Source organism: Actibacterium mucosum KCTC 23349, assembly GCF_000647975.1.
GTDB lineage: Bacteria > Pseudomonadota > Alphaproteobacteria > Rhodobacterales > Rhodobacteraceae > Actibacterium > Actibacterium mucosum.
The window spans coordinates 147,860-173,973 of the sequence record NZ_JFKE01000005.1 but is presented as its reverse complement, the minus strand read 5'-3'; the positions used below and the strand labels follow the sequence as shown (position 1 = coordinate 173,973).

The 26,114-nt window shown below is 59.0% G+C and carries 30 protein-coding genes, 1 tRNA gene and 1 pseudogene; 14 read left to right on the top strand and 18 right to left on the bottom strand.

The features are described from left to right. Positions 1-109: 109 nt before the first annotated feature. Complete coding sequence (locus tag ACMU_RS12775; protein ID WP_035260161.1) at positions 110-580, bottom strand: hypothetical protein; 471 nt, start codon at positions 578-580, stop codon at positions 110-112. A 114-nt stretch (positions 581-694) separates the two neighbouring features. Here ACMU_RS12775 and hisF point away from each other — a divergent pair, with 114 nt between their 5' ends. Genes hisF through ACMU_RS12760 form a run of 3 tightly spaced genes read left to right on the top strand, consistent with a single transcriptional unit; the run spans position 695 to position 2,186 of the window. After that, positions 695-1,456 (top strand): imidazole glycerol phosphate synthase subunit HisF, encoded by a 762-nt coding sequence (gene hisF / locus ACMU_RS12770; RefSeq protein ID WP_035260633.1) that lies wholly within the window; start codon positions 695-697, stop codon positions 1,454-1,456. Further along, on the top strand, positions 1,453-1,875 hold the full coding sequence (locus ACMU_RS12765; RefSeq protein WP_035260159.1) for a hypothetical protein: 423 nt from the start codon (positions 1,453-1,455) through the stop codon (positions 1,873-1,875). Before hisF ends, ACMU_RS12765 begins: the two co-directional genes overlap by 4 nt. Continuing rightward, on the top strand, positions 1,872-2,186 hold the full coding sequence (locus ACMU_RS12760; protein ID WP_035260157.1) for a phosphoribosyl-ATP diphosphatase: 315 nt from the start codon (positions 1,872-1,874) through the stop codon (positions 2,184-2,186). The genes ACMU_RS12765 and ACMU_RS12760 overlap by 4 nt, the downstream gene beginning before the upstream one ends. Before the next feature lie 78 nt (positions 2,187-2,264). On the opposite strand, the gene ACMU_RS19895 is transcribed toward ACMU_RS12760, so the two are convergent. The 3 genes from ACMU_RS19895 to rlmB all read right to left on the bottom strand — a co-directional run bounded on the left by ACMU_RS19895 (position 2,265) and on the right by rlmB (position 4,810). Beyond that, a complete protein-coding gene (locus ACMU_RS19895; RefSeq protein WP_051588326.1) occupies positions 2,265-3,305 on the bottom strand; it encodes a calcium-binding protein in 1,041 nt (346 codons plus the stop codon). 64 nt (positions 3,306-3,369) lie between these two features. Further along, positions 3,370-3,846 (bottom strand): CoA-binding protein, encoded by a 477-nt coding sequence (locus tag ACMU_RS12745; RefSeq protein ID WP_035260156.1) that lies wholly within the window; start codon positions 3,844-3,846, stop codon positions 3,370-3,372. Between the two features lie 163 nt (positions 3,847-4,009). Next, positions 4,010-4,810 (bottom strand): 23S rRNA (guanosine(2251)-2'-O)-methyltransferase RlmB, encoded by an 801-nt coding sequence (rlmB, locus tag ACMU_RS12740; protein WP_035260154.1) that lies wholly within the window; start codon positions 4,808-4,810, stop codon positions 4,010-4,012. Between the two features lie 112 nt (positions 4,811-4,922). Here rlmB and ACMU_RS19305 point away from each other — a divergent pair. Continuing rightward, positions 4,923-5,006: transfer RNA gene (locus tag ACMU_RS19305), tRNA-Tyr, on the top strand. 137 nt (positions 5,007-5,143) lie between these two features. Further along, positions 5,144-5,599: pseudogene (locus tag ACMU_RS19770) on the top strand (integrase core domain-containing protein); the annotation flags it as partial. On the opposite strand, the gene ACMU_RS12730 reads toward ACMU_RS19770, so the two are convergent. Next, complete coding sequence (locus ACMU_RS12730) at positions 5,596-6,561, bottom strand: ROK family protein (protein WP_051588325.1); 966 nt, start codon at positions 6,559-6,561, stop codon at positions 5,596-5,598. The pseudogene ACMU_RS19770 and the gene ACMU_RS12730 sit on opposite strands and share 4 nt — an antisense overlap. 102 nt (positions 6,562-6,663) lie before the next feature. Further along, positions 6,664-7,299 (bottom strand): SGNH/GDSL hydrolase family protein, encoded by a 636-nt coding sequence (locus ACMU_RS12725; protein ID WP_236626265.1) that lies wholly within the window; start codon positions 7,297-7,299, stop codon positions 6,664-6,666. 228 nt (positions 7,300-7,527) lie between these two features. Here ACMU_RS12725 and ACMU_RS12720 point away from each other — a divergent pair, with 228 nt between their 5' ends. From ACMU_RS12720 to ACMU_RS12710, 3 genes are read left to right on the top strand one after another with little or no spacing between them, the layout of a single operon-like run. Then, the gene (locus ACMU_RS12720) at positions 7,528-8,508 is read left to right on the top strand and encodes a sugar ABC transporter substrate-binding protein (protein ID WP_035260151.1); all 981 of its coding nucleotides are present in this window, start codon (positions 7,528-7,530) and stop codon (positions 8,506-8,508) included. A 36-nt stretch (positions 8,509-8,544) separates the two neighbouring features. Beyond that, a complete protein-coding gene (locus ACMU_RS12715; protein WP_035260148.1) occupies positions 8,545-9,513 on the top strand; it encodes an ABC transporter permease in 969 nt (322 codons plus the stop codon). A 9-nt stretch (positions 9,514-9,522) separates the two neighbouring features. Further along, positions 9,523-10,305, top strand: coding sequence for an ATP-binding cassette domain-containing protein (locus tag ACMU_RS12710; protein WP_035260615.1), 783 nt, complete (start codon positions 9,523-9,525; stop codon positions 10,303-10,305). Positions 10,306-10,827: 522 nt separating this feature from the next. On the opposite strand, the gene ACMU_RS19925 is transcribed toward ACMU_RS12710, so the two are convergent. From ACMU_RS19925 to ACMU_RS12690, 5 genes are all read right to left on the bottom strand, one after another. Then, entirely contained in the window at positions 10,828-11,010 is a 183-nt protein-coding gene (locus ACMU_RS19925) for an MBL fold metallo-hydrolase (RefSeq protein WP_081805525.1), read from the bottom strand. A 44-nt stretch (positions 11,011-11,054) separates the two neighbouring features. Beyond that, positions 11,055-11,456, bottom strand: coding sequence for an isocitrate/isopropylmalate family dehydrogenase (locus ACMU_RS12700; protein ID WP_051588324.1), 402 nt, complete (start codon positions 11,454-11,456; stop codon positions 11,055-11,057). Further along, a complete protein-coding gene (locus ACMU_RS18845) occupies positions 11,413-11,688 on the bottom strand; it encodes a hypothetical protein (protein ID WP_152544610.1) in 276 nt (91 codons plus the stop codon). The genes ACMU_RS12700 and ACMU_RS18845 overlap by 44 nt, the downstream gene beginning before the upstream one ends. After that, positions 11,679-12,002 (bottom strand): hypothetical protein, encoded by a 324-nt coding sequence (locus ACMU_RS12695; RefSeq protein ID WP_152544609.1) that lies wholly within the window; start codon positions 12,000-12,002, stop codon positions 11,679-11,681. Before ACMU_RS12695 ends, ACMU_RS18845 begins: the two co-directional genes overlap by 10 nt. A gap of 313 nt (positions 12,003-12,315) precedes the next feature. Continuing rightward, a complete protein-coding gene (locus ACMU_RS12690; RefSeq protein ID WP_051588322.1) occupies positions 12,316-13,041 on the bottom strand; it encodes a GntR family transcriptional regulator in 726 nt (241 codons plus the stop codon). 54 nt (positions 13,042-13,095) lie between these two features. Between ACMU_RS12690 and ACMU_RS12685 the strand changes: the two genes are divergently transcribed. Then, entirely contained in the window at positions 13,096-14,622 is a 1,527-nt protein-coding gene (locus ACMU_RS12685; protein ID WP_035260142.1) for a UxaA family hydrolase, read from the top strand. Positions 14,623-14,626: 4 nt separating this feature from the next. Here ACMU_RS12685 and ACMU_RS12680 read toward each other — a convergent pair whose 3' ends face one another. Next, positions 14,627-15,031, bottom strand: coding sequence for a VOC family protein (locus ACMU_RS12680; RefSeq protein ID WP_035260140.1), 405 nt, complete (start codon positions 15,029-15,031; stop codon positions 14,627-14,629). A 150-nt stretch (positions 15,032-15,181) separates the two neighbouring features. Here ACMU_RS12680 and ACMU_RS12675 point away from each other — a divergent pair, with 150 nt between their 5' ends. Next, a complete protein-coding gene (locus tag ACMU_RS12675; RefSeq protein ID WP_035260139.1) occupies positions 15,182-15,898 on the top strand; it encodes a hypothetical protein in 717 nt (238 codons plus the stop codon). Here the strand turns inward: ACMU_RS12675 and ACMU_RS18840 are convergent. After that, a complete protein-coding gene (locus ACMU_RS18840; protein ID WP_051588321.1) occupies positions 15,880-18,195 on the bottom strand; it encodes an HAD-IIIC family phosphatase in 2,316 nt (771 codons plus the stop codon). The genes ACMU_RS12675 and ACMU_RS18840 overlap by 19 nt on opposite strands. Positions 18,196-18,416: 221 nt before the next feature. On the opposite strand from ACMU_RS18840, the gene deoC reads away from it, so the two are divergent. Genes deoC through ACMU_RS12655 form a run of 4 tightly spaced genes read left to right on the top strand, consistent with a single transcriptional unit; the run spans position 18,417 to position 22,461 of the window. Continuing rightward, the gene (gene deoC, locus ACMU_RS12665; protein WP_051588350.1) at positions 18,417-19,415 is read left to right on the top strand and encodes a deoxyribose-phosphate aldolase; all 999 of its coding nucleotides are present in this window, start codon (positions 18,417-18,419) and stop codon (positions 19,413-19,415) included. A gap of 26 nt (positions 19,416-19,441) precedes the next feature. Then, positions 19,442-19,831: a hypothetical protein gene (locus ACMU_RS19300; RefSeq protein ID WP_152544607.1), complete on the top strand. Its 390-nt coding sequence runs from the start codon at positions 19,442-19,444 to the stop codon at positions 19,829-19,831. An 11-nt stretch (positions 19,832-19,842) separates the two neighbouring features. Continuing rightward, complete coding sequence (locus ACMU_RS12660; RefSeq protein ID WP_035260137.1) at positions 19,843-22,188, top strand: aldehyde dehydrogenase family protein; 2,346 nt, start codon at positions 19,843-19,845, stop codon at positions 22,186-22,188. Positions 22,189-22,197: 9 nt separating this feature from the next. Continuing rightward, entirely contained in the window at positions 22,198-22,461 is a 264-nt protein-coding gene (locus ACMU_RS12655) for a hypothetical protein (RefSeq protein ID WP_035260134.1), read from the top strand. Positions 22,462-22,543: 82 nt separating this feature from the next. On the opposite strand, the gene ACMU_RS12650 is transcribed toward ACMU_RS12655, so the two are convergent. From ACMU_RS12650 to ACMU_RS12630, 5 genes are all read right to left on the bottom strand, one after another. Then, positions 22,544-23,368, bottom strand: coding sequence for an SDR family oxidoreductase (locus ACMU_RS12650; RefSeq protein WP_035260130.1), 825 nt, complete (start codon positions 23,366-23,368; stop codon positions 22,544-22,546). Between the two features lie 106 nt (positions 23,369-23,474). Next, entirely contained in the window at positions 23,475-24,125 is a 651-nt protein-coding gene (locus tag ACMU_RS12645) for a DUF1523 family protein (protein ID WP_035260127.1), read from the bottom strand. A 10-nt stretch (positions 24,126-24,135) separates the two neighbouring features. Further along, a complete protein-coding gene (locus tag ACMU_RS12640) occupies positions 24,136-24,420 on the bottom strand; it encodes a hypothetical protein (protein WP_051588320.1) in 285 nt (94 codons plus the stop codon). After that, a complete protein-coding gene (locus ACMU_RS12635; protein WP_035260125.1) occupies positions 24,417-25,745 on the bottom strand; it encodes a DUF6638 family protein in 1,329 nt (442 codons plus the stop codon). Before ACMU_RS12635 ends, ACMU_RS12640 begins: the two co-directional genes overlap by 4 nt. Further along, positions 25,742-26,098 carry a hypothetical protein gene (locus ACMU_RS12630; RefSeq protein ID WP_035260124.1) on the bottom strand — a complete coding sequence of 119 codons (357 nt, stop codon included), beginning with the start codon at positions 26,096-26,098 and terminating at the stop codon, positions 25,742-25,744. The genes ACMU_RS12635 and ACMU_RS12630 overlap by 4 nt, the downstream gene beginning before the upstream one ends. Between the last annotated feature and the right edge of the window lie 16 nt (positions 26,099-26,114).

Sequence of the window (26,114 nt, the reverse complement as noted above, 5' to 3'; positions counted from 1 at the left end):
AAATCTTAACACAATCTTAAACCTATTGTGACGGCTGTGTTAATTCCTTTACGACAAGAAAGTTAATACCGCTGCCGCGAAAACCAATAAGCGCTTTATCAATTGCTGATCACGAAACGCGGCGCGCACGGATTTCGCGGAACCACAGGACCAGACCCCAATTCATGGGCGGTGCAATTGCCAGGAATTTGACCCAGCTTGCAACAAGGTGTGGCCCGACGCCACCCTGTCCCGCAAGCAACCGCAGATTATAGTGGTTCTCTACGTAATCCGCGCCAACAGCCACCCACACCAGCACCAGCATCAGCGCCCTCAGCCGCCCTTGCCAATACCAGATGGCAACCGCCGTCAGCACCACACCATAAAGTGCGAGAAAGATGGTGTCTGGACCCTTGGTGCCCCAGACATGCAGGGCAACGTCGCCCGCTTGCCAGGCCTGCATCGCACTGACGATTTGAAACCGGAACAGCATGAAATCAAGGGGCAGAAAGCCCGGTAAACGGCTGTAATACCCAAGCAACCCCACCAGCCAAGCCAGGCCAAGTACGATACCAAAAGAAAGAATACCAAACCGTGTCATACAGAAAGGGGTAGTGCGATCCCCTGCACCTGACAAGGGTGGCAAAGGTTTGACACTGGTCTTCGAATGGCCAAGACGCTATTGGTCGGTCAATTGAACGCAAAGGGCATTGCCATGCTGAAAACCCGCATCATCCCTTGTCTGGACGTGGCCGATGGCCGCGTGGTCAAGGGTGTGAACTTTGTTGATCTGGTGGATGCCGGCGACCCGGTCGAGGCCGCCAAAGCCTATGACGCCGCCGGCGCGGACGAGCTTTGCTTTCTCGACATCCACGCCACCCACGAAAACCGCGGCACCATGTTCGACCTGGTGCGCCGCACGGCCGAGCAGTGTTTTATGCCGCTGACCGTGGGCGGTGGCGTGCGCACGGTTGACGATGTGCGCGCCCTGCTTCTGGCCGGGGCCGACAAGGTCAGCTTCAACTCCGCCGCCGTGGCCAATCCCGACGTGGTGCGCGAGGCGGCGGAAAAATTCGGCAGCCAATGCATCGTGGTGGCGATCGACGCCAAAACCGTCAGCCCCGGCAAGTGGGAGATCTTTACCCACGGCGGCCGCAAACCCACCGGCATCGACGCGGTGGAATTTGCCAAGCTGGTCGAAGCCAAAGGCGCGGGCGAGATTCTGCTGACCAGCATGGACCGCGACGGCACCCGCGCCGGGTTCAACCTGCCGCTGACCCGCGCCATCTCGGACGCGGTCAATATCCCGGTCATCGCCTCGGGCGGTGTCGGCACGCTCGACCACCTCGTCGAAGGCGTGACCAAAGGCGGCGCCAGCGCCGTGTTGGCCGCGTCGATTTTCCATTTCGGCGATTTCACGATTGGCGAGGCAAAGGCGCATATGGCCAAGGCCGAAATTCCGATGAGATTACCGTGACTCTCGTCTGGGAAGACTTGCGGATAGTGGAAACGGATTTCGAGAGTACGCCGTGTGATTGTTGTGGCAAGAATACAGTGCAGATCAACGGCGACATCGAAGATGCCAAAGGACAGTGGATCGCCTTCTACTGGGTCCGATATGCAGAGGGTCATCCGGAATTGGACCCCGTTTTTCGTTTCGGCACAGGAAATTGGTCCGAAGAAGCAACAGCTGAACAAAGGTGGTGCTTTGGTTTGGCCTATAACAAAGACTCCGGAGGCGCTAGATTACTGGATCTGTCATCTGAGAGAGGTGACGTAAAAGCGATCTACCTTGACCGGGACGATATTTTGGGCAGTTCTTTTGCAGCTGAAGCATTTGCGATGTGGGATGCGGTATTTATGAAAGACAGCAGATTGGATGATCTTCGGAAATGACCACACTTGAATCCCTCGCCGCCACGATCGAGACCCGCAAAACCGCCGATCCGGAAAGCTCGTGGACAGCTAAGCTACTGGCCAAGGGGCCGGAAAAATGCGCGGAAAAGTTCGGGGAAGAAGCGGTTGAGGCCATTATCGAAGCGGTAAAGGGCGACAATGCAAGGCTGACATCCGAAGCCGCCGACGTGCTTTACCACCTGCTTGTCATGCTTGCCGCGCGCGACGTGGCACTGGCCGATGTATTTTCCGAACTGGAGCGCCGTGAAGGCACGTCCGGGATCACGGAAAAAGCGCAACGCGGCACCTGAACGCCCACCCGAGCGTGCCGCAAGGCGGCTAAGCGAGACCAAAGAAATGCGCCGCAAGGCGCTCAATCAGGTCACGCCCTAGAACACAAAATCCCCGCTCTCCAGTTCGTTTAACTCATACCCAACCAGCGTGATCGTGTTGCCCATCCCATCATGGATAAGAACGTTGTTGCCCCATTGCAGCATGTGGTGAGCCACCAGGTCGTTGTAGTCCGTAATCGACGCAACATCCCGCAGCACCACAACATCGCCCGTCGACGACGCGTCAAAATCCGTGATCCGATCGTCCCCCCAGCCGTCGGCAAAGATAAACAAATCCGTGCCGCCTTGTCCGATCAGCACGTCATCACCTGCACCACCTGTTATCTCGTCGCGGCCCTCACCCCCAACGATGATATCATTGCCGTTTTCGCCGTTCAGAACGTCGCCGCCAGCGCCACCCAGAATGATGTCGACACCATCGCCGCCAAAAACGGTATCGTCGCCACCCCCGGCAAAGATCAGGTCCAACCCACCTTTGCCGTCAAATACTTCACCACCGGATCCGCCAAGTAAGATGTTGGATCCATCGGTCCCTTCGATAACCGGATCTTGGGGGGGCGTCAGGTCTCCCGGCGTTTCGCCGGTATCAAACGGCAACTGGTGGCCGCTGAACAACGCCAGATACTCTTCTACCGGTGTGCCATTCCCGTCGGTCAGGTTCAACGTTCCGCCACTTTCCAACCAGTCGCGCATGCTGCCGATACCAACAAGGTGGGCACCCGCGACAATCGAACTGGCGGTGATCCATACCCCGTCGATCTCTTGCCCGATATAAGCGTCCAGCCCCAGGTTTTCGGCATAGCTCCACAACAGCGCGAACCATTGGTCCGCCGCCGCATCCTGCACGCCGGGATTGGCCAGAAACGCGCCGGTGCTGGTGATGCCGTTCTTGCCGGTCCACGCGGTGATCTGATTGTCGAACGGGTTGCCGTCATGCACGACATAACCCAGATCCACCAGCGCTGCCTCGCCAAACTGGTACGCGCCCAGGAATCCGGCCGCGCTGACCACGCTGTAATTGCCTGACGATTCGCGCTGAATCAGCGCGGCACGAAAATCTTCATAAGTCTTAACCATCTGCCCGGCCTGTTTTTGCCTATTCAGGCAAGCCTAACGGCGCAATGCGGCAGAATTGAGGGCGTCAGAGCTTTGACGAGATGATCCCGGTATTAAAACCGCCCATCCGCAGCTCGCCAAACAACCGCTGGTATTCAATTTTGGGGCACCGGTTCTGCACCACGTCCAGCCCCGCGGCCTCGGCCTTGGCGGCGGCCTCTGCATGGCTGACGCCAATCTGCATCCAAACTGTCTTCAACCCCGGAAAACTTTCCATCGCCTCGTCCACAATAGGCGGTACGAATTCAGATCGGCGAAAGATATCAACCATGTCCACCTTCGTGTCGGCGGGGATGTCTGACAACGAGGCATAGACCGTTTCGCCGAACAAGGTTTCGCCTGCGGCCACCGGGTTTACCGGGATCACACGCTTGCCCTTCCGGCCAAGATATCGCGCAACGTAATAGCTGGGCCGAACGGGGTTCAGAGACACGCCCACAACGGCGATGTTCTGCGCCCGTGTCAGCAGCTTGCGAAGATACGGATCTGAATAGTCACTCATGCCGGCACTCAACCAGAAAAAAGCGCCCGATCCAAGAGGACGGGCGCCAGTTGTGGAACGAGGGACAGTGAAAGCACGACGGTTCCGGTTTCGTGCCTCACGTGAATAGATAGGTACGTCTTTCGACAGGTCCAAACGATGTAATAGAAGTGTGAAGGACTGTTTAACTGTTCGTGAGCCTGGCCTCTGTCGCGGCGCGGGCCGCATAAAGCGCTACGGCGGCGGCATTTGACACGTTGAGAGAGCCAAAGTCGCCCGAGAACGGGATACGGGCCAGCACGTCACACAGTTCGCGCGTGCGGGCGCGCAGTCCGGGCCCTTCTGCCCCCATCACCAGTGCCAGAGGGCGGTCGGCCTCGGCCAGGGCGGCGTCATGCAGGGCCACCTGTCCTTCGCCATCCAGCCCGATCATGTAATAACCCATGTCGCGCAATTGCAGCATCGTGTCGCCAAGATTCTTAACCCGCAGGTAAGGCTGCCGCTCTAACGCGCCGGACGCGGTTTTCGCCAGCGCCCCGGTTTCCGGTGCCGAATGGCGGTGCGGCGCAATCACCGCGCGGGCTCCGAACACCTCGGCCGAGCGTAGGATCGCACCCACGTTATGCGGGTCGGTCACCCGGTCCAGCAGCACCAACCGAGGCATCCCCTCGCCACCAATTGCAACGTCGCTGAGGCTGCCCCAGTTCAGCGGCTTCACCTCCAGCGCCGCGCCCTGGTGGACGGATCCCGGATCCAACGGCACCGGAAATTTTCGCGGGTCCGCCATTTCGGGCTCGATCCCACCGGCGGCAATCGCCTCGACCAGCTTGTCGGCGGCGTTGCGGGTCAGCACCAGCCGCAGTTTTTGACGCGCCGGGTTCATCAACGCATCGCGAACTGCATGCAGGCCAAACAGCCAAACGGTCTCTGCCGCGGCTGCGCGTTTGGCACGTTCTTTTTCAACTACCCAAGCCGGTTTTTTCATGGTCACGGGACCCTTTCGTTCAGGTCGGCGAACATGACGAGTTGAAACCGGAACCGCAAGCAATTTTCATGTTGACGCCCTTGCCGGTCGGGGCTATCCAGCACGCCAGGTTGGGCGACAGGCCGCAAGGTGTGGCAGGGGACTGTAACTCCCTCGAGGCGACTCACGCCTGGTTCGATTCCAGGGTCGCCCACCATTTCTTCTTTTTTCGGGTCACCTCAACCTGCCGTAGCTTCGTGACTATCTCTTCGGGCTTTGGTCGCTTGTTGGGCAAGTGTTTCCTCGCTGCGCTCCTAAACGCAGCGGAGGCCGACTTCAGTGGGGGAGGATCAGATTGTGGATGACTGCACCCGTGGGGCACTGGCAACAGTCGTGGATCGCTGGTTGTCCGGGGCGCGGATGATCCGTGAACTGGACAACCTGATCCGGCGTTGCGTTCAGCCAGATATGATTGGCAGCGACAATGGAACGGAGATGACATCTCACGCGTTTCTCCGATGGTGCCAGGATACGGGTGTCGGCTGGCACTACTTCACGCCCGGTAAGTCAGTGCAAAACGCGTTCGTGGAAAGCTCTAATGGCCGTCTGCGAAACGCAGTGTCTGAATGAACTTATCTTCGGCAATCTCGCCGAAGCCCGACAGATCATTGAAAACTGGAGGATCGACTCAATACACAGCGACCACACAAATCACTTGGCGGATTGGTTCCAGCCGTTTACGCCAATCTCGACCGTGCCACCCGGCCCGCTTCGCTAGAGCTACGCAAGAGCTCCGCGCGGCAGGCCTAATCCACCTTTGCCACAAATCGCACCTGAAATGGGAGTGCTGCAGCTCCTATGCAAAGCGCCTGCGAGCCAAAGGAACTCGGCAGGATTTCTTTGCTTGGTCCCACCAGTTTCTGAACCGCATAACTCAGCTTTCGCGTCGTATCAGACGAGTAGGCTGAAGAGATCACCACGATGGGCGTCGTGATGAATTGCGCGAGGGATTCAATCCGCTCAACCAAAGCATCTGCGGTGTCATCGAGCCATTTTTCCGAATTTGTACCGTCGTTATGAACAAGGTTGTCTTTCCCTTTGGCGACGTTCCCAGAGTAAATTCTGCCGTCCAAACAAACACGAGTGTGCAGGTCGGTATCGACAAAACATTGCAAATAGTCAGTGCCTTTGCGCGCCGCACCAAAGATCGCCTCGGCGCTCACAAGCGCAGTCATTTCTTCCTGAATATGAACATCCCGCCCGACTAAGGATGTCAGAAAGCTCTCCAGATTTGCAGCGTCGAGTTCTGTCTCCGAGATCGCCATTCTCGCGTTTGGCCGGGGTAAGGTGAGGCCGACTCCGATCAGTCGAGACCATCTCCTTTTGCCGCAATCCACCTCTAGCGTTTTGATCATCTGTTTAATGGCTTCGTGCAAGGCCTCCGACGAAGTGTCAGCGAGACCCTGGCTCAAGCCTGCCACCTCTTGGCCAAGTAGGTTTACAACAATGGCAGTGACCTCAGTGCTGCGAACGTTCAGCCCGATGGCAAATGCACCGTTCGGGTTGAGGTTGATTGGCCTGCTCGGAGGACCCACTCGCCCCTTTACCGCGTTCCCTTTTACAATTAGCTTTTCGGCCTCGAGGGCGCGAACAATCACTGAGATTGTCTGAGCCGACAAACCGCTTGCCTGCACCAGTTCGTTTCGCGTCATGCCGTCACATTGAAGCAGCATCGACATGATCAGACGTTCGTTCAAACTGCGCGCGACCATTTGATTCATGCCGCTGGCATCGCTGGAGCGTCGGACGGGCGGTGGTGGCGAAAATCTCATATCAGGCAAGACGCGCTCCTAACTTTGATCGAAGGTAGCGCATTATCCTGGCCAACCAATGGATGCAATTTCTTCTGCAATAGCGTGTCCTAAATCACTATGCGCCTGTGCATCTAAATGAAACCCGTCCTCGTTCGAAGACTTCACAACCAGGGCTGAATCGAAAAAATGCGCCTCATGCGCGTTTGCAATTCGTTCGAAATGAAGGGCAAGGGACCTGGATTTTTCATAGGCGCCCTCAAAAACAGGTGCCCATTCTTTCAAATCAGGTGCAGTTGGAGGCGGAGCGACCACCAGTATTTCAGGGATCCGACCATCTACGCCAGCAGGCATTGATTTGATATCCGTGATCAATGCGCCGACTCCCATGGCAATTTCCCCAGGGGTTTTGTTGAAACGAATTTTTAGATCATTTGTGCCAAGCATGATAACGATCAAGTCAAGCGGTTTGTGGCTCATGATACAGGGGCGCAAATAGGACCGACCGTTTTTTTCGGCACCCTCAATTGGATCGTCACTCACGGTTGTTCGACCACTCAAGCCTTCTTCGATAACAAGCCAATCTAACCCAAGGAGCTTACGCAACACCCCTGGCCAACGCACGTCATGGCGATACCGGTCGTCCGGCTTATTTGCGGTGGTTTGTCCGTAAGTGTTTGAGTCACCGTAACATAACACTGTTCTCAAAATTCTTTCCTCCTGACAGCGCCTCTCGAAGACTGGCTTATCAACGATCCAGAGCACTGCTCTGAGCACCGAAGGTATCGAAACCAGACGTCACACGTCAATAGTAATTCAGTCTGAATAATTATTGACAAAGAGCCTGAATCGATGGTTGATGGTCCAGGTCGGACAAAGCTCGGGAGGAGACCGAAGCGGGAACTTCGACGAGCAAGGAGGTAAAAAATGTTCTCAAACCTGATCAAGTCGCTCACCGTCGGTGCGGCGGTTGCCATGTCATCGGTTGTCCCTGCCGTTGCAGACAATGACGGCCCAATACTTGTCGTCAGTGGCCCTCTTTCTTGGCCGTTTTTCGCGGCAGTCAAGCAAGGTTTCGATGAAGGCGCAGAAACCTTTGGTATCGACTACCAATACATTGCCGTCACCGATACATCCAACATGACAAGCGACTACCCACGGTTGCTCCAACAGGCGATAAGCCGTAATCCGAGCATGTTACTTGTGGGCGAATTCTTTCCAGATGGAATGGATCCACTGATCCGCGAAGCGACCGCTGCCGGTATTCCTGTTCTCATCCACAATTCAGGCCAGACGCTGTGGCAAGACAATGGTTCTATCGGATTTATCGGGGAAGACCCTTTTCAGATGGGGTACAAAGCGGGCGAGATCCAGGCCGAAGCTGGCGTAAAGCTGGGGCTTTGCTTTAACCAAGTGCCCGGAAACCCGACGGTTGAAGAGCGCTGCAATGGATTCGTCGCCGCAATGGAAGCAGCGGGTGTAGAAACGATCTATCAAACGATCGGTACAGGCGATGCCACCAACCCTCAGGCCATGACCCAAGCAATTAAGGGCACGCTGCAAGCCAATCCCGGAATCGACGGAATCTACACACTTAATGCGGTTCCGGCGATGTCAGCACTGCGGGCGGTAGATGAGGTGGGTCGCAAGGGTGACGTTTTGATTGGGACCGCCGATCTTTCAAACGAGGCATTGATTGCGATCAAGAACGGTGATTTGGCCTTTGCAATGGATCAGCAGCCTTACCTTCAGGGTTTTATGTCCATGCAGGTTGCGTTCCAGTTCCTGAACTATGGTCTGCAGCCAATTGGGCACGTCAAAACTGGACCACTGGTGATTGATAGTTCGAATGTCGATGCCACACTCGAAGTCAACAAAAAGCACGCAGGGGTGCGCGGGGCTTCTTAAGCCCCCCATTCTAACTCTCTTTGAAGGTTAAAAAGAGTGACCAAATACCTAAAAAAACCGGAGACGGGCGCGTTCGCAGCCTTTCTCCTCACCTACGTGTTCTTTGCGCTGGCTACCCCGGGAACGGGATTTGTTTCCATCAACGGTACAGCAGGCTGGCTAAACCTCGCAGCCGAGCTGGGGATCGTCGCGATACCAGTCGGCCTGCTCATGATCTCGGGTGAGTTCGATCTTTCAATAGGGTCGACGGTCGGCGCCGCTTCGATGATCCTGGCCTTGGGTACCAACCAATTCGGCGGACCAACATGGCCAATGATTGTACTGGCTTTGACCGCCGGTGGATTGATCGGCCTTTGTAACGGCTTGGTTGTTGTCAAAACAAAATTGCCCTCTTTCATCGTAACCTTGGCGACGAATTTCATTGTAATCGGTGCGACGATGGGCACTTCTCGCTTAATCGCGAATGTGACGTCTTCTTCAATATTTGCTTCAGATAGCGCTAAAATGGTTTTCGCTTTCCGGTGGGGACAGGCGAACATTTCAATCCTTTGGTGGCTGTTGATTGCATTTATTGGCTATCGGGTGTTGTCACGTACAGCTTTTGGAAATTGGATTTATGCAACCGGTGGAAACGAGGACTCTGCCCGCGCGGCAGGTGTGCCCGTTGAGCGCGTGAAGATCACGTTGTTTGTCGCAACGGGTGTTGCTGCGGCTTTGGTGGGTATTCTACAGGGGATTCAGTGGAATTCAGGCAATTCGACCTACGGCATGGGGTACGTCTTTCAAGCGCCGATTGTTGCGGTCATCGGCGGTGTGCTTTTGACCGGAGGCTATGGCTCTGTGGTGGGCATCGTGTTCGGCACCGCCTTGTTTGGCGTAATCTCAAGCGGGATTTTCTATACCGGCTGGAACACCGATTGGATCCAACTTTTCCTCGGCTTGTTGCTGGCACTCGCGGTGTTGGCCAACAACTACGTGCGCCGACTCGCGCTGACGTCGAAATAGGAGCTGCGTATGACACATCCACTCATGGAGCTGCGAAATGTCGACAAGTTTTTCGGTTCGACGAAAGCTTTGAAAGACATTTCGATGCAGGTTCACCCAGGCAAGATCCTTTGTTTGCTGGGCGACAACGGCGCAGGTAAATCTACGCTTATTAAAGTGCTTTCCGGCTACCATCAGCCCACCAATGGCACAGTGTTGTTTGAAGCCTCAGAAACCCGTTTCACGGGCCCAAGAGACGCAAGGCAGCGTGGTATTGCGACGGTTCACCAGAATGTCGGCTCCATTCCCTTGATGAGCGTGGGGCGCAATTTCTTCCTTGGCGCAGAGCCGATCAAAGGCAAGTGGCCATTTCGCAGCATCGACACCAAAAAGGCCAACAAAATTGCAGTCGAACAAATGCGGAAATTTGGCCTCACGCGGGTTGAAAATGGCGACCAATTGGTCGGAACAATGTCGGGTGGAGAGCGCCAAGTCCTGGCAATCGGGCGCGCGATGTATTTCGGGGCCAAGATGTTGATCCTGGATGAGCCCACGTCGGCCTTGGGCGTCAAGGAAGCCTCAATGGTTCTCAAAATGATGCGAGTGGCGCGTCAAAACGGTGTTGGTATTGTCTTCATCACGCACAACGCACGCCACGCTATGAGCGTTGGCGATGATTTCTGCGTTCTTATCCAAGGCGAAGTCGCGGCTCGCTTCAAGCGTAATGAAAAGTCACGTGAGGACGTATTGAACCTTATGGCTGGCGGCGAAGACATGACGGCCCTTGAAGACGACCTCGAACAGATTGATTGACGCATGAGCTACTTCATAGGTGTTGATGTTGGAACACAAAGCGCGCGCTGGTGTCTTTGATGCAACCGGTCAGCTCATCGCCTCACATTCCGAGGCGGTCGATGTCTGGCGACCGGCGACTGACTTTGCTCTGTAATCCTCAGAACAGGTTTGGGATGCGGTTTGTACTTCTGTAAAGTCAGCGCTTTCCATATCCACTGTCGCCGCGAGCGATGTTGCTGGTATTGGATTTGACGCCACCTGCGCTTTGGTGCTTGTAGGGGAAGATGGTTAAGGTGTTTCGGTCGCTCCTAAGGGAGATCAGAGGCAAGATTTTATTCTCTGGGCAGGCCACGGTGCGGCGGTTATTGCGACAGAAATCAACGCAACAGCGCATGAACTACTGCAGGTTTCTGGGGGCACAATATCCCCGAAATGCAACTTCCAAAACTCTGCTAGCTCAAACGCAACCGTCCGGAAAGCTGGCAACGCACAAAGCATTTCTTTTCTTTGCCGGACTGGCTCACATGGCGCGCAAGTGGTTCACTCGCACGCTCTCAATGCTCTGTGGTCTGTAAAAGGACATATCGTGGCAGCGGTAAAGGCCATCCCTGCCGCCTGCAGTTGCATCGTGGCGTTGGAAAAGCGGTGCAGACCGCCTGCATAATCGTAATGCAGATGGGTGACGATAACTCTCGTGATCCAACATGCGGACTCCAGTGCCACAAAGAATCATAGCGAAAGCTCAAACCAGTGGCCCAAGAACGGGGCTAAACATTCGCTCGCAATGCCATCACCAACGCCCTACCCACATCTGTCTTATTGGCCGTACCGCCCAAGTCTGAAGTGCGGGTCTCGGCACTGGAAAGCGTTGAATCTACGGCGGCCATCATCGCGCCGGCAACATTGATATATGCCTGATTTTCGTGGCAATGTCCCAACCATTCGAGCAAAAGGGCTGCGCTTTGCACTAGTCCCAGTGGGTTCGCCAGCCCGAGGCTTCCCGACAAGGCCACGGCGAGGTTCGACAGGATGTCGCCAAACATATTGGAGACCAGAATTACACCGAATTTCTGCGGCGAGGTGTAGATATCTGCCGCCATCGCGTCGATATCCACTTCGCGCCGTTCAACGTTCGGGTACGCCTGTGCGACCAAGCGCGCGTCTTCCATGAACAGCCCGTTCGACACCTGAAGCACATGCCGCTTTGGCAAATCCGTTGCGCACCGCGCCTTTGGCCGCAGGAGAGCCGCCGGAGATCTTGGCCATCAAAGCGTCGCGCTCGGCGGGTGGGTTGATCGAGACGCTGAAGAACGGCTGCACCGATTTGGTGTCAAGGGCGGTGGCTTCGATCTCGGCAAAGGCGCGTTCGAGCGGAGCGAGAGGCAGCGCCTTCAGCCCCAATGCCACCCGAAAGATGCGATCCCCCTTAATGCATCCAAAAGCTGGTCGCGCAGCTCCTTCAGAAAGGCATGGCAGTCGCGGATTTTAGCGCGCAGGTCATCGTCCAGCACCGGCTGGTCTTCCGCGGCCTTGGCCGCGCGCTTGAACTGGGCAACGCGCGGACGTGTCATCAACAAAGCCAGGGTTTTTGCGCGGACATTTGTGGTCTCGGCGGGCACCCTCTGCGCCGTCCTGCGCCGCTTCGCCGCCTGCGCCAAATCCGCCTGGCGCAAAACCGCGCTCTTGGGCGTGCCGCCCGTCGCCGCCTCGATCAAGGCATGCTCCTCCGGCGTGCCCCGGATCGTGGTGCGATGATCGGACCTGCGGGACATGGCGGGCGGCAATTCTCCAAAAGAAAACCCGTCACTCGAAACGAAGGCCGGCTGGGGGTGAGTGTGATGGGTTTATGTGGTCGGTGTGGACGTCAGTCGGGCGGCTACTGGGGGGGGTCGATGTCATCAGAAGAAAGCACCGCGCGCCTACTCAAAACCTCCTCCCATCGTTCCAGCTCCGCAAAGAACGCATCCCAATGGTTCGAAACACCTCCTCCAATGCTGCGCAATTTTCTCAGACAGTGTGAAACGGCGCTTAGGCGCGGAAAAGTTCTGGTCGTTCTTCGGCCAGCGGGGCCAAGCGCTCGGCGACCAGATCCAGGTGCGCCTCCATCGCGGCCTGCGCGGCGGCGGCATTGCCGGCACGGATGGCGCTCATGATCGCGGCATGTTCGGCAAGGGTGGATTCCACCCGCCCTTCCTGCGGCAAGATCAGGTGGCGCGCGCGGGTCAGCTGCAAAGAAACCGTGCGCACCAACGTACCCGCCCGCTTGTACCCGGTGAATTGAAACAACAGGGCGTGAAACGCTTCGTCCACCTCGAAGAACGCCTGTAAGTCGCCCTCGCCCGCCTGAAAGGTCAACAGACGCAGGTTTCGCTCCAGCGCCTCCATCTGGTGCGCATCACGGTGCGCGGCGACGTGGCGCACGGCCGCCACTTCCAGCGCGGTGCGCAAGAAGCTGGCCTCGTAAATCTCGTCCAACGACAGATACGTCACGCGCGAGCCTGACTGAGGCACGATATCCACCAGCCCATCGGCAGACAGCCGGGCAAAGGCCTCGGTCAGGGGGGATCGCGACACGCCCAACCGCTCGCTCAGTTCGGGTTTGCGCAGGATCGCACCGGGCGGCGCGGCCATTGTCATGATCGCCCGCAACAAAACGGCATAGACGCGTTGTGCCAAAGTGCCTTGGAACCCTGACAGGTCGGACAAGGCGTCCATATCGATCATCGGAGTGGTGGGTGCTTCCTGAATTGACATACTAGCATGTTAGTGACAAATTGTGCTCTGTCAATTCTAGCCATGAGCCACCAAATGACCACACCTGCACCTGCGACGTTGATCCTTCATGACACTGACAACGTGATCATTGCCCTGAAAGACCTTGAAGCGGGCGCAAATGTGGATGGATTGGGCGTGCCGCTGGTCAAGTCCGTACCACGGGGGCACAAAATTGCCAGCGCGCCGATAGCAGCCGGTCAAGTAGTGCGCCGCTATGGTCAGATCATCGGGGCGGCCACCCAGGACATCGAACCGGGCGAACATATCCACGTGCATAACCTTGGTATGGGCGCGCATCAGCAAGACTATGCCATTGGCGCCGACGTGACGCCCCTGCCCCAGGGTGACACAACACGCAGTTTCAACGGCTTCCACCGGGCCACGGGTAAAGTGGGCACCCGCAATTACCTTGGCATCCTGACCTCGGTGAATTGCTCGGGTTCAGTGGCGCGTTTCATTGCCGAGGCAGCAACGCGCAATGGTTTGCTGGACGAATTTCCAAATGTTGATGGGATCGTGCCCATCGTGCACGGAACCGGCTGCGGCATGTCCGGAACCGACGAGGGCTATGACACCCTGTTTCGCACCATCGCGGGCTATGCCCAGCACCCCAATTTCGCCGGTATCCTTCTGATCGGGCTGGGCTGCGAGGTGATGCAAGTGGCCGACCTGGTTGGAGGGCAACCGATCCGCCCAGACGGCGCATTGCGTTACATGACGATCCAGAACACCGGTGGCACGCAGGCCACCATCGAACGGGGGTTGAAAGAGATCCGTGAACTGGCCGAGATCGCCAATGCCTGCACCCGCGCGCCCGCGCCGATCTCGGATCTGGTGGTGGGGATGCAATGTGGCGGCTCAGACAGCTATTCCGGCATCACCGCGAACCCGGCGCTGGGATATGCGTCCGACATGTTGGTCGCGGCAGGTGGCACCACCATCCTGTCGGAAACGCCCGAAGTTTACGGGGCCGAACACCTGCTGACCCGGCGCGCCGTCAGTCCCGAGGTGGGCCAGAAACTGATTGATCGCATCCATTGGTGGGAAGACTACGCCGACCGCAATGGCGGCGAGATGAACAATAATCCCAGCCCCGGCAACAAGCGGGGCGGCCTGACGACGATCCTCGAGAAATCACTGGGTGCTGTGGCCAAGGGCGGCACAGCCCCGATGAGCGGCGTCTACAAATTTGCAGAACCGGTCACAACAAAGGGGTTCGTCTTCATGGACAGCCCCGGATTTGATCCGGTGTCAGTCACCGGTCAGATCGCCTCGGGCTCGAACATCATCGTGTTCACCACCGGGCGCGGCTCGGTTTCGGGCTATCAGCCAACACCCGGCATCAAGCTGGCCACCAATTCCGAGATGTATACCCGTATGGCCACCGATATGGATGTGAACTGTGGCGACATGGTCGACGCAGGCGTTTCGATGGCCGACAAAGGCACCGAGATTTTCGAGCTGATCATCCGGGTTGCATCGGGCGAGGCGTCCAAATCCGAACAGCTGGGTTATGGTGGTGTGGAATTCGTGCCCTGGCAAATCAGTGCTGTGATGTGACCCGTCACAGCATCTGAACATATTCGATGATCACACCACGCGTCGAAAACGGGTGCACAAAATTGCACAGGAAATTGCCCGCGCCTTTGACCGGCTCTTCGTTCAACATACGGATGCCACGTTCGGCCAGCCGGGCCTGCTGAGCCACGATATCATCGGTTTCGTATGCAAAATGGTGAAGCCCGCCAGCCGGCGGATTGAAGTCCGCCAACGGACCGCCATCCGGCACCACCAATTCAATGGCAGAACTGCCCTGCGGCGCTTTCAGAAAAATGCACCAGCATGAAAACGCATCGACAAAGCCGCGATAGTCTTCTTCATGGCCAAAATTGCGCATGAAATCCGTGGCAGACTCAAAATCATGCATCACAATGCCAACGTGGTGAACCGTTCCGGTTTCAATGGACATACAGAAAATCCCCTGTTCGAATCGTCACAACCCTAGATCGGTTCCGCGCAAAAATGTGCAAGTAATGTGAAGTTTGCCACCCCCTCTTTGCATCCTTTGCGCGGACATGCTGTAAGTAGGGCAATTCAAGACAACTATTTGGCGGTAATCATGGAAGAAACTATTGGCCCTGACGCGGTGTTTGTACCGGGTTCGTCTGGTCACTTGGTCGTTGTGTTCGGCTCGTTGGCATCGGTTTATACCAAGACATACGAGGGGTATGACTTTTTCGCTGGGCGCGACGACAACGCGCTGTTCATCCGCGATACCGGCCCGTTGGCCTTTCATAATGGTTTTACCGGCCTCACCAACAATATCGAAGAGAATGTCGAGTTTCTGAAGGTGTTTCGCAGCCGCGTCGGCGCCGAGCGCACCACCTTTGTCGGGATCTCATCGGGTGGCTACGCCGCGATTTTGCTGGGTGCATTGCTGGGTATTGATGATGTGATCGCCGTGAACCCCGTGACCGTCTGGGATCCGGCCATTGCTGCACAGAAGAACATAGGCGAGCGCATTCCGCGGTCCTTTGCGCAGCTCAACGAGTTTTATGCGCGAAGCGGGACGGCACCGAAATACCTTGATTTGCAGCAGGTTTTGGCAGACCACCCGGACGGGATCAAACTGGTTGGCCTTCACTACGGCGTCGAAGATGCCATCGACTCCGCGAATGCCAAACATCTGGAAGGGGCACCTTCCGTTGCGCTTGCCGCGCATTCCTGTCCCGTCCATTCGTTGTTGGCTGCAACGATGATCGAACAGGGCGTGATGGCGCACCACATGAACACCCCGTTGGCGCAACTGACCGAAGATTACAAAGCTTTTTCCTGATCCAGGGATGCCAGGGCGCGTTCCAGGTCCTGGAATGAACTCACCGTAAATGCCACTTCCAGTGGCAGCTTGCGGCCAAGGTTGATCTCAAGCTCCATGATCATGCGGACATGGGCCATCGAATCCCATCCGGGCACGGTGTCCATGTCTGCGGTCTGCAGATCAAATGCGTCATCCAGCTTGAAGAACGTCCTGAAAAAGGTGGGCAGGGGCACCCCAGAGCCCGTCTTTGGCGCAGGTGCTGCCAAACCACCTGTTGCCAATGGATTGGGTTTGGTCGCCAGCGGGTTGCCGCCCGTGGCAAGGGGATTTGGTTTCGTTGCAAGCGGGTTCGGTTTCGTCGCAAGCGGGTTCGGTTTCGTCGCAAGCGGGTTCGGTTTCGTTGCAAGCGGGTTCGGTTTCGTCGCAAGCGGGTTCGGTTTCGTCGCAAGCGGATTCGGTTTCGTCGCAAGCGGGTTCGGTTTCGTCGCAAGCGGGTTCGGTTTCGTCGCAAGCGTATTGGGCGCCGCTTCGGCCGGCTTTTCGATCACGTCGAAATAGTCCGGCACGTCGGCCGCCCCGCCGGCCAGATCCCACAGCCACAGCGCGCCATCCTCGCCCGCGTCGTGCGAGCGGGCAAAGCCTGTGCCCTCGAACACGCCGCGCGCCGGGGTGTTGCGCTTGGTGTTGATCACCTGCCCCAGCAGCGCATGTGCGCCCTTCGACTTGGCAAATCCCGTGGCCCAGGCCAGCACCGCGTTTTCCAGCGTGCGGCCCAGAATGCGGCAGCTCAACAGGAAACTGTCCACCCACATCGCCCCGTCACGCCGCCCGACGCCCAACATCGGATCATCGGCATAGGCCGCCATCGCCGCGTCGTCGCGCAGCACCAGAACCCCCATCAGCTCGTATGGCAGGTTGCGATCTTCGGCCCCGATGGCAAAGACATGCCCGCCCTCGGCAATGATCGCGTCCAGCGCCGTGGCGTCGTGGCGCCGCGTGGTCACGTTGAACTGGTTGGTCTTCTGGAACAGCTGCAGCACCCGCTGGCGGTTGGTCTTGCCAAACGGTTCAATCGTCAGCTTCATTTCCAGATGGCGATAGAAATCGTCCAGATTGTCAAACGCCGCACGCGCGGTTTTCTCGGCCACGCGGGTCTTGTACTGCGCGCTGCGCTTGATGTCGGACGAGGTCAGTTGCAGACATTCCAGAAACGGGTTGGTCAGCAGCCAATTGGCCAGCTGCGCGGGGCTGTCGGGGAAGTCGGGCACAATCACCTCGGGCAGCGCGCCCTGAACCTTGCCGCGTTCCACCGGGTTGTCGTCAATGAACATGCACGAGGCCGGGCCCAGCGCGATCTCGTCCAGCATCTCCGAGATGTTGATCGCCTTTTCCGTCCAGTTGATCCGGTGGGTGACAAAATCATCGGGCCGCAGCGCCATCTCAGGGTGGTCGGCCAGCGCCTGCAACGCCAGGTCTTGGTCGTTTTTCGAGGCCAGCGTCAGCGCGATCCCGCGATCGGCCAGCGCACGCAGGGCCTGCTGAAAGCTGCGATAGGCCGAACCGGGATAGGCGCCGCCGATCTGAATGCCCTCGATCCCGTCCTCGCCCAGAACCCCGCCCCACAGAGTGTTGTCCATGTCGATCACCAGCATCCGCGCCGTCATGCCGCGCAGGTTCAGCAAAGCGCCCAGCACCTTGTTGGCCGCATGCCGGGCGAAGGTCTCGGAAAACGGCGCGCGGGCCATGTGCCAGAACTCGCCCGGATCGGCCTGCGCCCGGCCAACCTCGGCCAGCATCGCGGCGGCATCCAGCAGATAGGTATCGGCCATCTCGGCCACTGCGGCGGCCAGCCGTGCATTGGCCTTGGCAATCAGCGCACCGGCGCCATGGTCCTGCCCGGCATCGGCCAGCCCCAGAACCGGCGGATGAAACGCAACCAGCGAGAACACCAAAAGCGGCCCCGGCAACGCCTCGCGGGCAGAGGCGATCATCTGCATCAGCGGCTCAAGCGCGGCGTCCAGATAGGCCTCGGGCTCGGTGATCGACAGCGGGTGCAGCAGCGCCTCGGCCAGGCAATCCTCGGCCCGTTCCACAATCACGGTGGCGGCCGGGCCCTGTGCCATCGCCTGTTTCAGCGGCGATTGGTCGGCGGGGCGCAGCAGCTCCATCCGGGCGGTGCCGAAATCGGGCACTTGGGTTTGCAGGGCGATGCCATGGTCGGCGGCACGCGCGCCCAGCGCGGCGGCAAAGAAATCGAGGTTGGTGGATCCCAGCACGGCCAGCTGGCCCAGTTCGCGAATGGCAGGGGCGGTCATTCGGACACCTCTTGAATAAATCGGATCTAACAAATTGAACGGCCGAACCCTAGGACCGCTCTGCCGCTGGGGCAAGTGACGCCCGCAGTTTTTCACAAAAACTTGGCTGCGATACGCGGGGATTCGCCGCCGCGTCATATCGTTGCCCGCTTGCCAATCGCCGGGCAACCATGCCACGTTGGCGCCAACAGCCAACGGGAGGCTAAGGCATGGGTGAAACCATGGATATCCAAGATACCAACACGACGGTTTCCGGGGCGGCCCTGCCGCAGGTGGGCCACACCCGCAATCCCGGCATGGCGCTGGACATGGATTGGGTGAAAAGCGTTCAGGCCAACACCTCGGCCATCGAACGGCGCGCCAAAACACTGCCCGGGCGGCGGTCGGTCAAGAAGGCGTATCAGGCCGCGTGGCTCTTGAAGGCCATCACCATGATCGACCTGACCACCCTGTCGGGCGACGACACGGCGGGCCGGGTACGGCGGTTATGTGCCAAGGCAGCGCATCCGGTGCGCCCCGATCTTCTGGACGCGCTGGGGATGGGGCCGATCACCACCGGTGCGGTCTGCGTTTACCACGACATGGTCGAAACCGCCGTTAACGCGCTGGAGGGCACAGCCATCCCGGTGGCTGCCGTGTCTACCGGTTTCCCCGCGGGCCTGTCGCCCCTGCATCTGCGCATTGAAGAGATCCGCGAAAGCGTCAAGGCGGGCGCGGCCGAGATCGACATCGTCATCAGCCGCCGCCACGTGCTGTCGGGCAATTGGAAGGCGCTTTACGACGAAATGGCCGCCTTCCGCGAGGCCTGCGGCGAAGCGCATGTCAAGGCGATCCTGGCCACCGGCGAGCTGGGCACCCTGCGCAATGTCGCGCGCGCCAGCTATGTCTGCATGATGGCCGGGGCCGATTTCATCAAGACCTCAACCGGCAAAGAGCCGGTCAACGCCACCCTGCCCGTCAGCCTGACGATGATCCGCGCCATCCGCGACTATCACGCGCGCACCGGGTACCGGGTGGGCTATAAACCGGCGGGCGGCATCTCCAAGGCCAAGGACGCGCTGGTTTACCTGAGCCTGATCAAGGAAGAGCTGGGCCCGCATTGGCTCAGCCCCGAGATGTTCCGCTTTGGCGCCTCGTCCCTTTTGGGCGATATCGAGCGTCAGCTGGAACACCACGTCACCGGCCAGTATTCGGCCAGCTACCGCCACGCGATGGGGTAAAGTAATCAGTTTAGGAGTGACTACTGATGAGATTCTTAAAATTAGTTCTTTCCGGGATTCTTCTCTGCAGCTGCGCAACCAGCTTCACAGTTCCTGTTACAGGTACGATTGGGAAAACGCCTGCTCAGGGAAATGCAACAGCACGGCTTTCTGGCGAAGGTGATTTTTGGGTAGCAACAATCGACGGCCTGAGGTGCGAAGGTAAATATGATTCGCTCGACACAACACCAACGATTGTCGTCCCCACGACGTGCAATGATGGTCGATCCGGTACTCTCTTGATTACACGGTCCTTGCGTGGAATTTCTGGGACTGTAACAGGGAAGCTAAATGACGGCACGCAGGGGCGATTTGTTTTTGGCGATCTGAGCTTTTCTCAAGCTTTCGGCGAAACGACAACTAACACCGCTAACTAACTGGTACTCGGATGGAAATAGAACAAGTATTCGAAACCATGGATTACGGCCCCGCGCCCGAAAGCGCGGCCGAGGCGCTGGCGTGGCTGGTGGATGGCGGCGACCGGTTTGGCCATTTCATCGGCGGCACCTTTACCGAGCCTGCCGACGGGTTCGAAAGCTGCAACCCGGCCAGTGGCGAGGTGCTGGCGACACTCAGCCAGGCCACGCAGGATGACGTGGACGCCGCCGTGGATGCCGCGCGCAAGGCGCAGGCACCCTGGGCGCGCAAATCGGGCCACCAGCGGGCGCGCTATCTTTATGCCATCGCCCGGCTGATCCAGAAACACAGCCGCCTGTTTGCGGTGCTCGAAACGCTCGACAACGGCAAGCCGATCCGCGAAAGCCGCGATATCGACATCCCGCTGGTGCACCGCCATTTCTATTATCACGCGGGCCTTGCCCAGCTGATGAATGACGAGTTGCCCGGCATGGCGCCCCATGGCGTGTGCGGTCAGATCATCCCGTGGAACTTCCCGCTGCTGATGCTGGCCTGGAAGGTCGCGCCTGCACTGGCGGCCGGCAACACCGTGGTGCTGAAACCGGCCGAATACACCTCGCTGACCGCGCTGCTCTTCGCCGATATCTGCCAGCAGGCGGGCCTGCCCAAGGGCGTGGTGAATATCGTGACCGGCGACGGCGCGGTGGGCGAGATGATCGTGAACCACTCCGGGATCGACAAGATCGCTTTCACCGGCTCCACCTCGGTTGGCCGCCGTATCCGCGAGGCGACGGCGGGCAGCGGAAAGGCTCTGACGTTAGAGCTGGGCGGTAAATCCCCTTATATCGTCTTCGACGACGCCGATATCGACAGTGCTATCGAAGGTCTGGTGGATGCGATCTGGTTTAACCAGGGTCAGGTCTGCTGTGCCGGATCGCGCCTGTTGGTGCAGGAAGGCATTGCCGAGGATTTCTATACCCGCCTCAAGGCGCGCATGGACAATCTGCGCATCGGTGACCCGCTGGACAAATGCATCGACGTGGGCGCGGTGGTCGACCCGGTGCAGCTGAAAACCATCACCGACATGGTCGATGCCAATACCGAAGGGCAGACCTATGTGGCCAAATGCCCGCTGCCTGAACGTGGTTCATTTTATCCGCCAACGCTGATCACCGGCCTCAGCCCCGCCGCGACGCTGATGCAGGACGAGATCTTTGGCCCCGTCCTTGTCGGCACCACCTTCCGTACGCCGGGCGAGGCTGTGGCGCTGGCCAATAACACCCGCTATGGGCTGGCCGCGACGGTCTGGACCGAGAATGTGAACCTGGCGCTGGACATCGCGCCGAAACTGGTGGCCGGGGTTGTCTGGGTGAACGCCACCAACCTCTTTGACGCGGCGGCCGGGTTCGGCGGGGTGCGCGAAAGCGGGTTTGGGCGCGAAGGTGGCTGGGAAGGCATTCAGGCCTTTCTGAAACCTGCCGCCAAGCCCAAGGCGCTGAAACCCATCGCCCCACATGCCCGCCCGGATGAACCCGAAGTGGCCGACCCGCTGGACCGTACCGCCAAGAACTATGTGGGTGGCAAGCAAGCGCGGCCCGATTCCGGCTATGCCACGCCCGTCTACACCGCGCGCGGGCGGCTGCTGGGCCATGTGGGCACCGGCAACCGCAAGGATATCCGCAACGCGGTGGAGGCCGCGCATAAGGCCGCTGGCTGGGCCAAAACCACCGGGCACCTGCGCGCGCAGATCCTCTATTACATCGCCGAGAACCTGTCGGCCCGCGCCGGAGAGTTTGCCACGCGTCTGAAAGACCTGACCGGCAAAGATGGCAAGGCCGAGGTTGAGGCCTCCATAGATCGCCTGTTCACCTATGCCGCCTGGGCCGACAAGTTCGACGGGGCGGCGCATGGCGTACCGATCCGCGGCGTGGCCCTGGCGATGAACGAACCCGTGGGCGTGATCGGCGCGCTTTGCGCGGATGAGGCGCCGTTGCTGGGCCTCGTCTCGGCCATGGCGCCCGCGATTGCCATGGGCAATACCTGCGTGCTGATCCCGTCAGAGCCCTACCCGCTGGCTGCCACCGATTTCTACCAGGTGCTGGAAACCTCGGACGTGCCCGGCGGTGTGGTGAACATCGTGACCGGCGCCCATGCCGATCTGGCCCCGACACTGGCCGGGCATATGGATGTGGATGCGGTCTGGAGCTTTTCGTCCACCAACCTCAGCGCGGAGATCGAAAAAGCCTCCACCAGCAACCTTAAACGCACATGGGTCAATAACGGCCACGCGCGCGATTGGGCGGGTGGGCACGACGCCAAAACCTTCCTGCGCGCGGCGACCGAGGTGAAAAACATCTGGATACCCTACGGCGAATAGGGTGCCGTGATGGCAGCCACGCTTGTCTATTTTGCCTTGGTACCGGTTTCGCTGCTGGTTGCGGCGGGTTTGGCTGTATGGGGCGTAATGTTTTCGGCGCGCGTTGGCAGGCTAAAACTGCTTCGGTGGCCTGCCCTGACCACGCTGCTTCTTTCGCCGATGATCTTTTTCGTCCTAGCGACTTTGGCGCATCAGGTTATGCATGTGGATTGTGGTCCGGCACAGGCAAAACCCGAGCACTCCCTGTGGTGCTATTGGTTCGCCGCGCCATAGCCACACCCCACCAATCAACGTCCAAACGCCGAACCCCACACGGTGCTGCGAGCGCGGGCGCGCCCGGACCAGCTGCCGTGATCTAGCGGATTGACGAGCGCGGGACCATCATGTCCAACAGCCCATCGCCGAAGATGCGCTTGATGTAATAAGCCGCGCGTGCGTCCATGTTTGGATGATACCGCCGGCGCGGTTTGGCATCGGTAAAGGCCTTGTGCACGGCATTGGCAATTGTCTCGGGCTTGGCGCCGTTGGCGATGCCATCGCTCCACTTCTTGCGGAAGGTTTTCATCTGGTGAGCATAGGCCGGGGCATTCTCGTGCTGCTCGCACTTGTCCAATGTCGGCAGGCTGGCCACGTCCAGATGGGTGCGGATATAGCCCGGCTCGATCAGTGACACCTTGATGCCGAACTCGGCCATTTCCTGCCGCAGCCCCTGCGCAAGGCCCTGCAGCGCAAACTTGGTGGCCGGGTACCAAGCCATGCCGCCCATGCCGACATGGCCCGCCGCGGACGAGCAGATCGCGATGCGCCCGGCCCCGGCCTTGCGCATATGCGGCAGAACCGCGGACACGACGCGGCCAATCCCGACAACGTTTACGTCGAACTGATCGGCAACATCGGCCGGCGCCTGCAACTCAACCGGGCCCAGCAGGCAATAACCGGCATTGGCGAACAGGTGGTCAATGCGCCCCTGTTCGTCGATAACCTTTTGCACGCCGTTCACAACATCGGCGTCGACACGCACATCCATTTTGACCGGGTGGAAGTTTTCGTGCGAAAGCGTTCCCAATTGCGCGGTGTCCTTGTCCGCGCCGTAAACGACAAAGCCTTCCGACAGCAGTCTTTCGGCGGTTGCCCGGCCAATGCCGTAAGCGGCGCCGGTGATCAATGCGATGGTTGCCATGGCGAACCTCCAGTTCTGTGCAACTTCGGGATGCCCCTAATCTGCGCATTAACTGAGAGATTGTTATCGCCGATTGCGCCAAGCCGCCTGCGAAACGCGCCAACCTCTATTTTCGAGGTTTGCCCCGCCACGTGCCCAGCCAGCCCGCGAAGCGGCCCCAGACGCCGCGGGCGCGGTCGCGGGCCTCGTCGGTGGCGACCTCGACATCATCCATCAGCGGGTCGATCGTGCGTTCGCGGAACTGCACCCAGACCCGCCAGGCAAACAGCAGCAGCGCCGCCAGCGCCGTAAGGATCGCAATGTTCGTCCACGGGATCAGCCGCACATCGGGCCCCGCCACCGCGCGAACGCCTACTGCATTAGGGAAGATAGTATAAAAATTGTTGCGCCAGCCGTAATGCTTGATCGCCACCCATTTCGGCTCCTCTGCTGTTGACACCAGGTCTGCCATCTCGGTCTGCAGGCTGTGCGTGTCCAGCTTGAAGTAAGGCGGCCAGCCCCAGCCGGTATCCTCGTTGCGGAACTCCATCGTGTTGCCGTTAGGGTAAACCGTCTGAATGATGAACACGTCGCGTTCGGAGGTCGTGGCGTTGCCCGCATCGGGGGCCGCCCAGAACCACGAGTTCTCGCCGAAATCCACCCGCCGGTTCTCGGTACCCACGATCCGCACGATGTCGCGCTGCGGCAGGGTATAGTGCAAAAAGGCCGCCACCAGCACCAGCACCACCACCCGGAATGTCCATTTCACGTAAACCAAAGCCCAGCCCTCAATAGAAATTCGTCAGATAGGTGACCAACCCGATCACCACGAACGGGATCAGGAAAACCAGCGCGATCAGCTTGCGCCGGGGCGATGCCTCATACGCCGCCATCCCGTCCTCGATAAAGCCATCACGCGCCGATTCCGCAAGCGTGCCCTCGGCGATTTTGACGTCCGCGTCCTTTTCCAGCCGCTCGCGCCGGACCGACCGCGAATAGATCGAGATCACCACATACAGCACCGCCATCGCCAACAGGCTGATCACAAGGTTCCGCATCAGGCCAAAGATCATCGCATCCTCCGCACCGCACCCCAGGGGCCAACGATATCGATCAGGTCCTCGGGCTCGTCGGCGGGCTCCATCGCCGGTTCATCCCCGAACAACGCCGCCCGCGCCCCTGCCTTGTCTACCTGATATTCGGCCTCAAGGAAATTGGCGACGAATGCCTTCTTGGTCTCGGGCCAGCCAGCATAGGTGCGGTAAAACAGCTGCTTGTGGCAGATGAACAGCTGCCGCACATCCAGCGGCGCCAGCTCGGACAGCAGCCGGTTGACCATGTCGCGATTGGGCCCCGAGGCGGCGCGCAGCAGATAGAAATAGGCCGGGTGATCCGACGGAATGCGCGGCCAGGGCCCGGCGCCTTCGGCCCAGCGCAGCGTCGCCGCCAGCCCCTGATAGGCATCGGGCAGCGCCTCGCCCAACTGCTGGGCCAGGCTGCGCAGCTGGCGGCGATCCCGCACGTCACGGCCCAGCTCGGCGGCTGCATCCACCAGGATGAAATCCATCTTTTGCCGCAGGATCGCGGCGCCGTTCACACCGCGCGCCTTGATGATCGGTTCCACCAGCCCGTTGGCATCCAGAAACCGCGCAATCGCGTTGCGTTGATCCAGGTGATAGGTCGCATCGGCCTTGGTCGTCACCTCGGGGTCGGTGGTGATGACCACCGATTTATCCTCGGCGCGAAAGAGGTACAGCCCGCCAAAATGCGCCGTCCAGAAACTGGCATCTTCGGCGGCCACGGGGCTCAGCGCCACCGGGTTGCGCGTCACGTCGCCGGTTTCACGGGCCAGTGCGATCATCTCGGCGATCAGCACGTCATCGAACCACGCATCGGGCGCGGTCTGAAACCGGGTGATCTTGTCGGCCAGCACCTGCGCGTTGGCCACATGGCTGCGGGTGGTATCGGCACGAACTTCGATCCGACGGATATCGAACAGCCGGTCGGGGCTGCCCAGTTCAAACACCGAGTTGTCCAGCTCGCCCGCCACCGCATCCTGCGCGGTCAGGGCAAACAGCTGCGGCTCGTTTTCGTCGATGAACCGGCGCAGCAAGGGCCGCGTGGTCGAGAACTTCTCGCCCAGCAAAGGCGCGCGTTTCTGTTCGGTGGTCAGCAGGATGAACTGCCGGTTCACGCCATTGGGGTTCAGATACAGCTGATCGCCCAGCTCGTCGCCAACCTCGGGGGAGTACCCCGAGATGTCGATATGGAAATCGGGCAGCGCCGTGGTTTTACCCGTCAGATGCTTTAACGCGCGGTTATAGCGGTCAATCAAGACGGGGCTGGAGACCTCCACCAGATTGCCGAACATCAGACCTTTTTCGATGAGGCGTTTCATATCGCTTTCGCCCTTCGCGCATGATCCATTGTGTTAAGTGCAACCCGTTGCACCGCCGCGATACCGATCAAAAAGAAAAGCAATCCGTTTTCCAAAACTCGGCCCAAAGCGGCGATGCCAACTAAACCCAAGCTCGCAAACATACCTTGCCCTGCGTCTTGGAACTTTTCGGGGAACATAACGACCACCAGCAGCCACAAAAAGGGAATCGCGACCACAAAGCTTGCACCGATGGCGGTAAGAACGGCCAAAGGCACACGCCACAAGGACGTTGCATTTCGAATGACAAACCAGGCAGGCAAGCAAAAACACGCCAATTCGGTCAACTCCAAAAGCAAAACAACAATCGGCATCAACCGGTTACTCCGG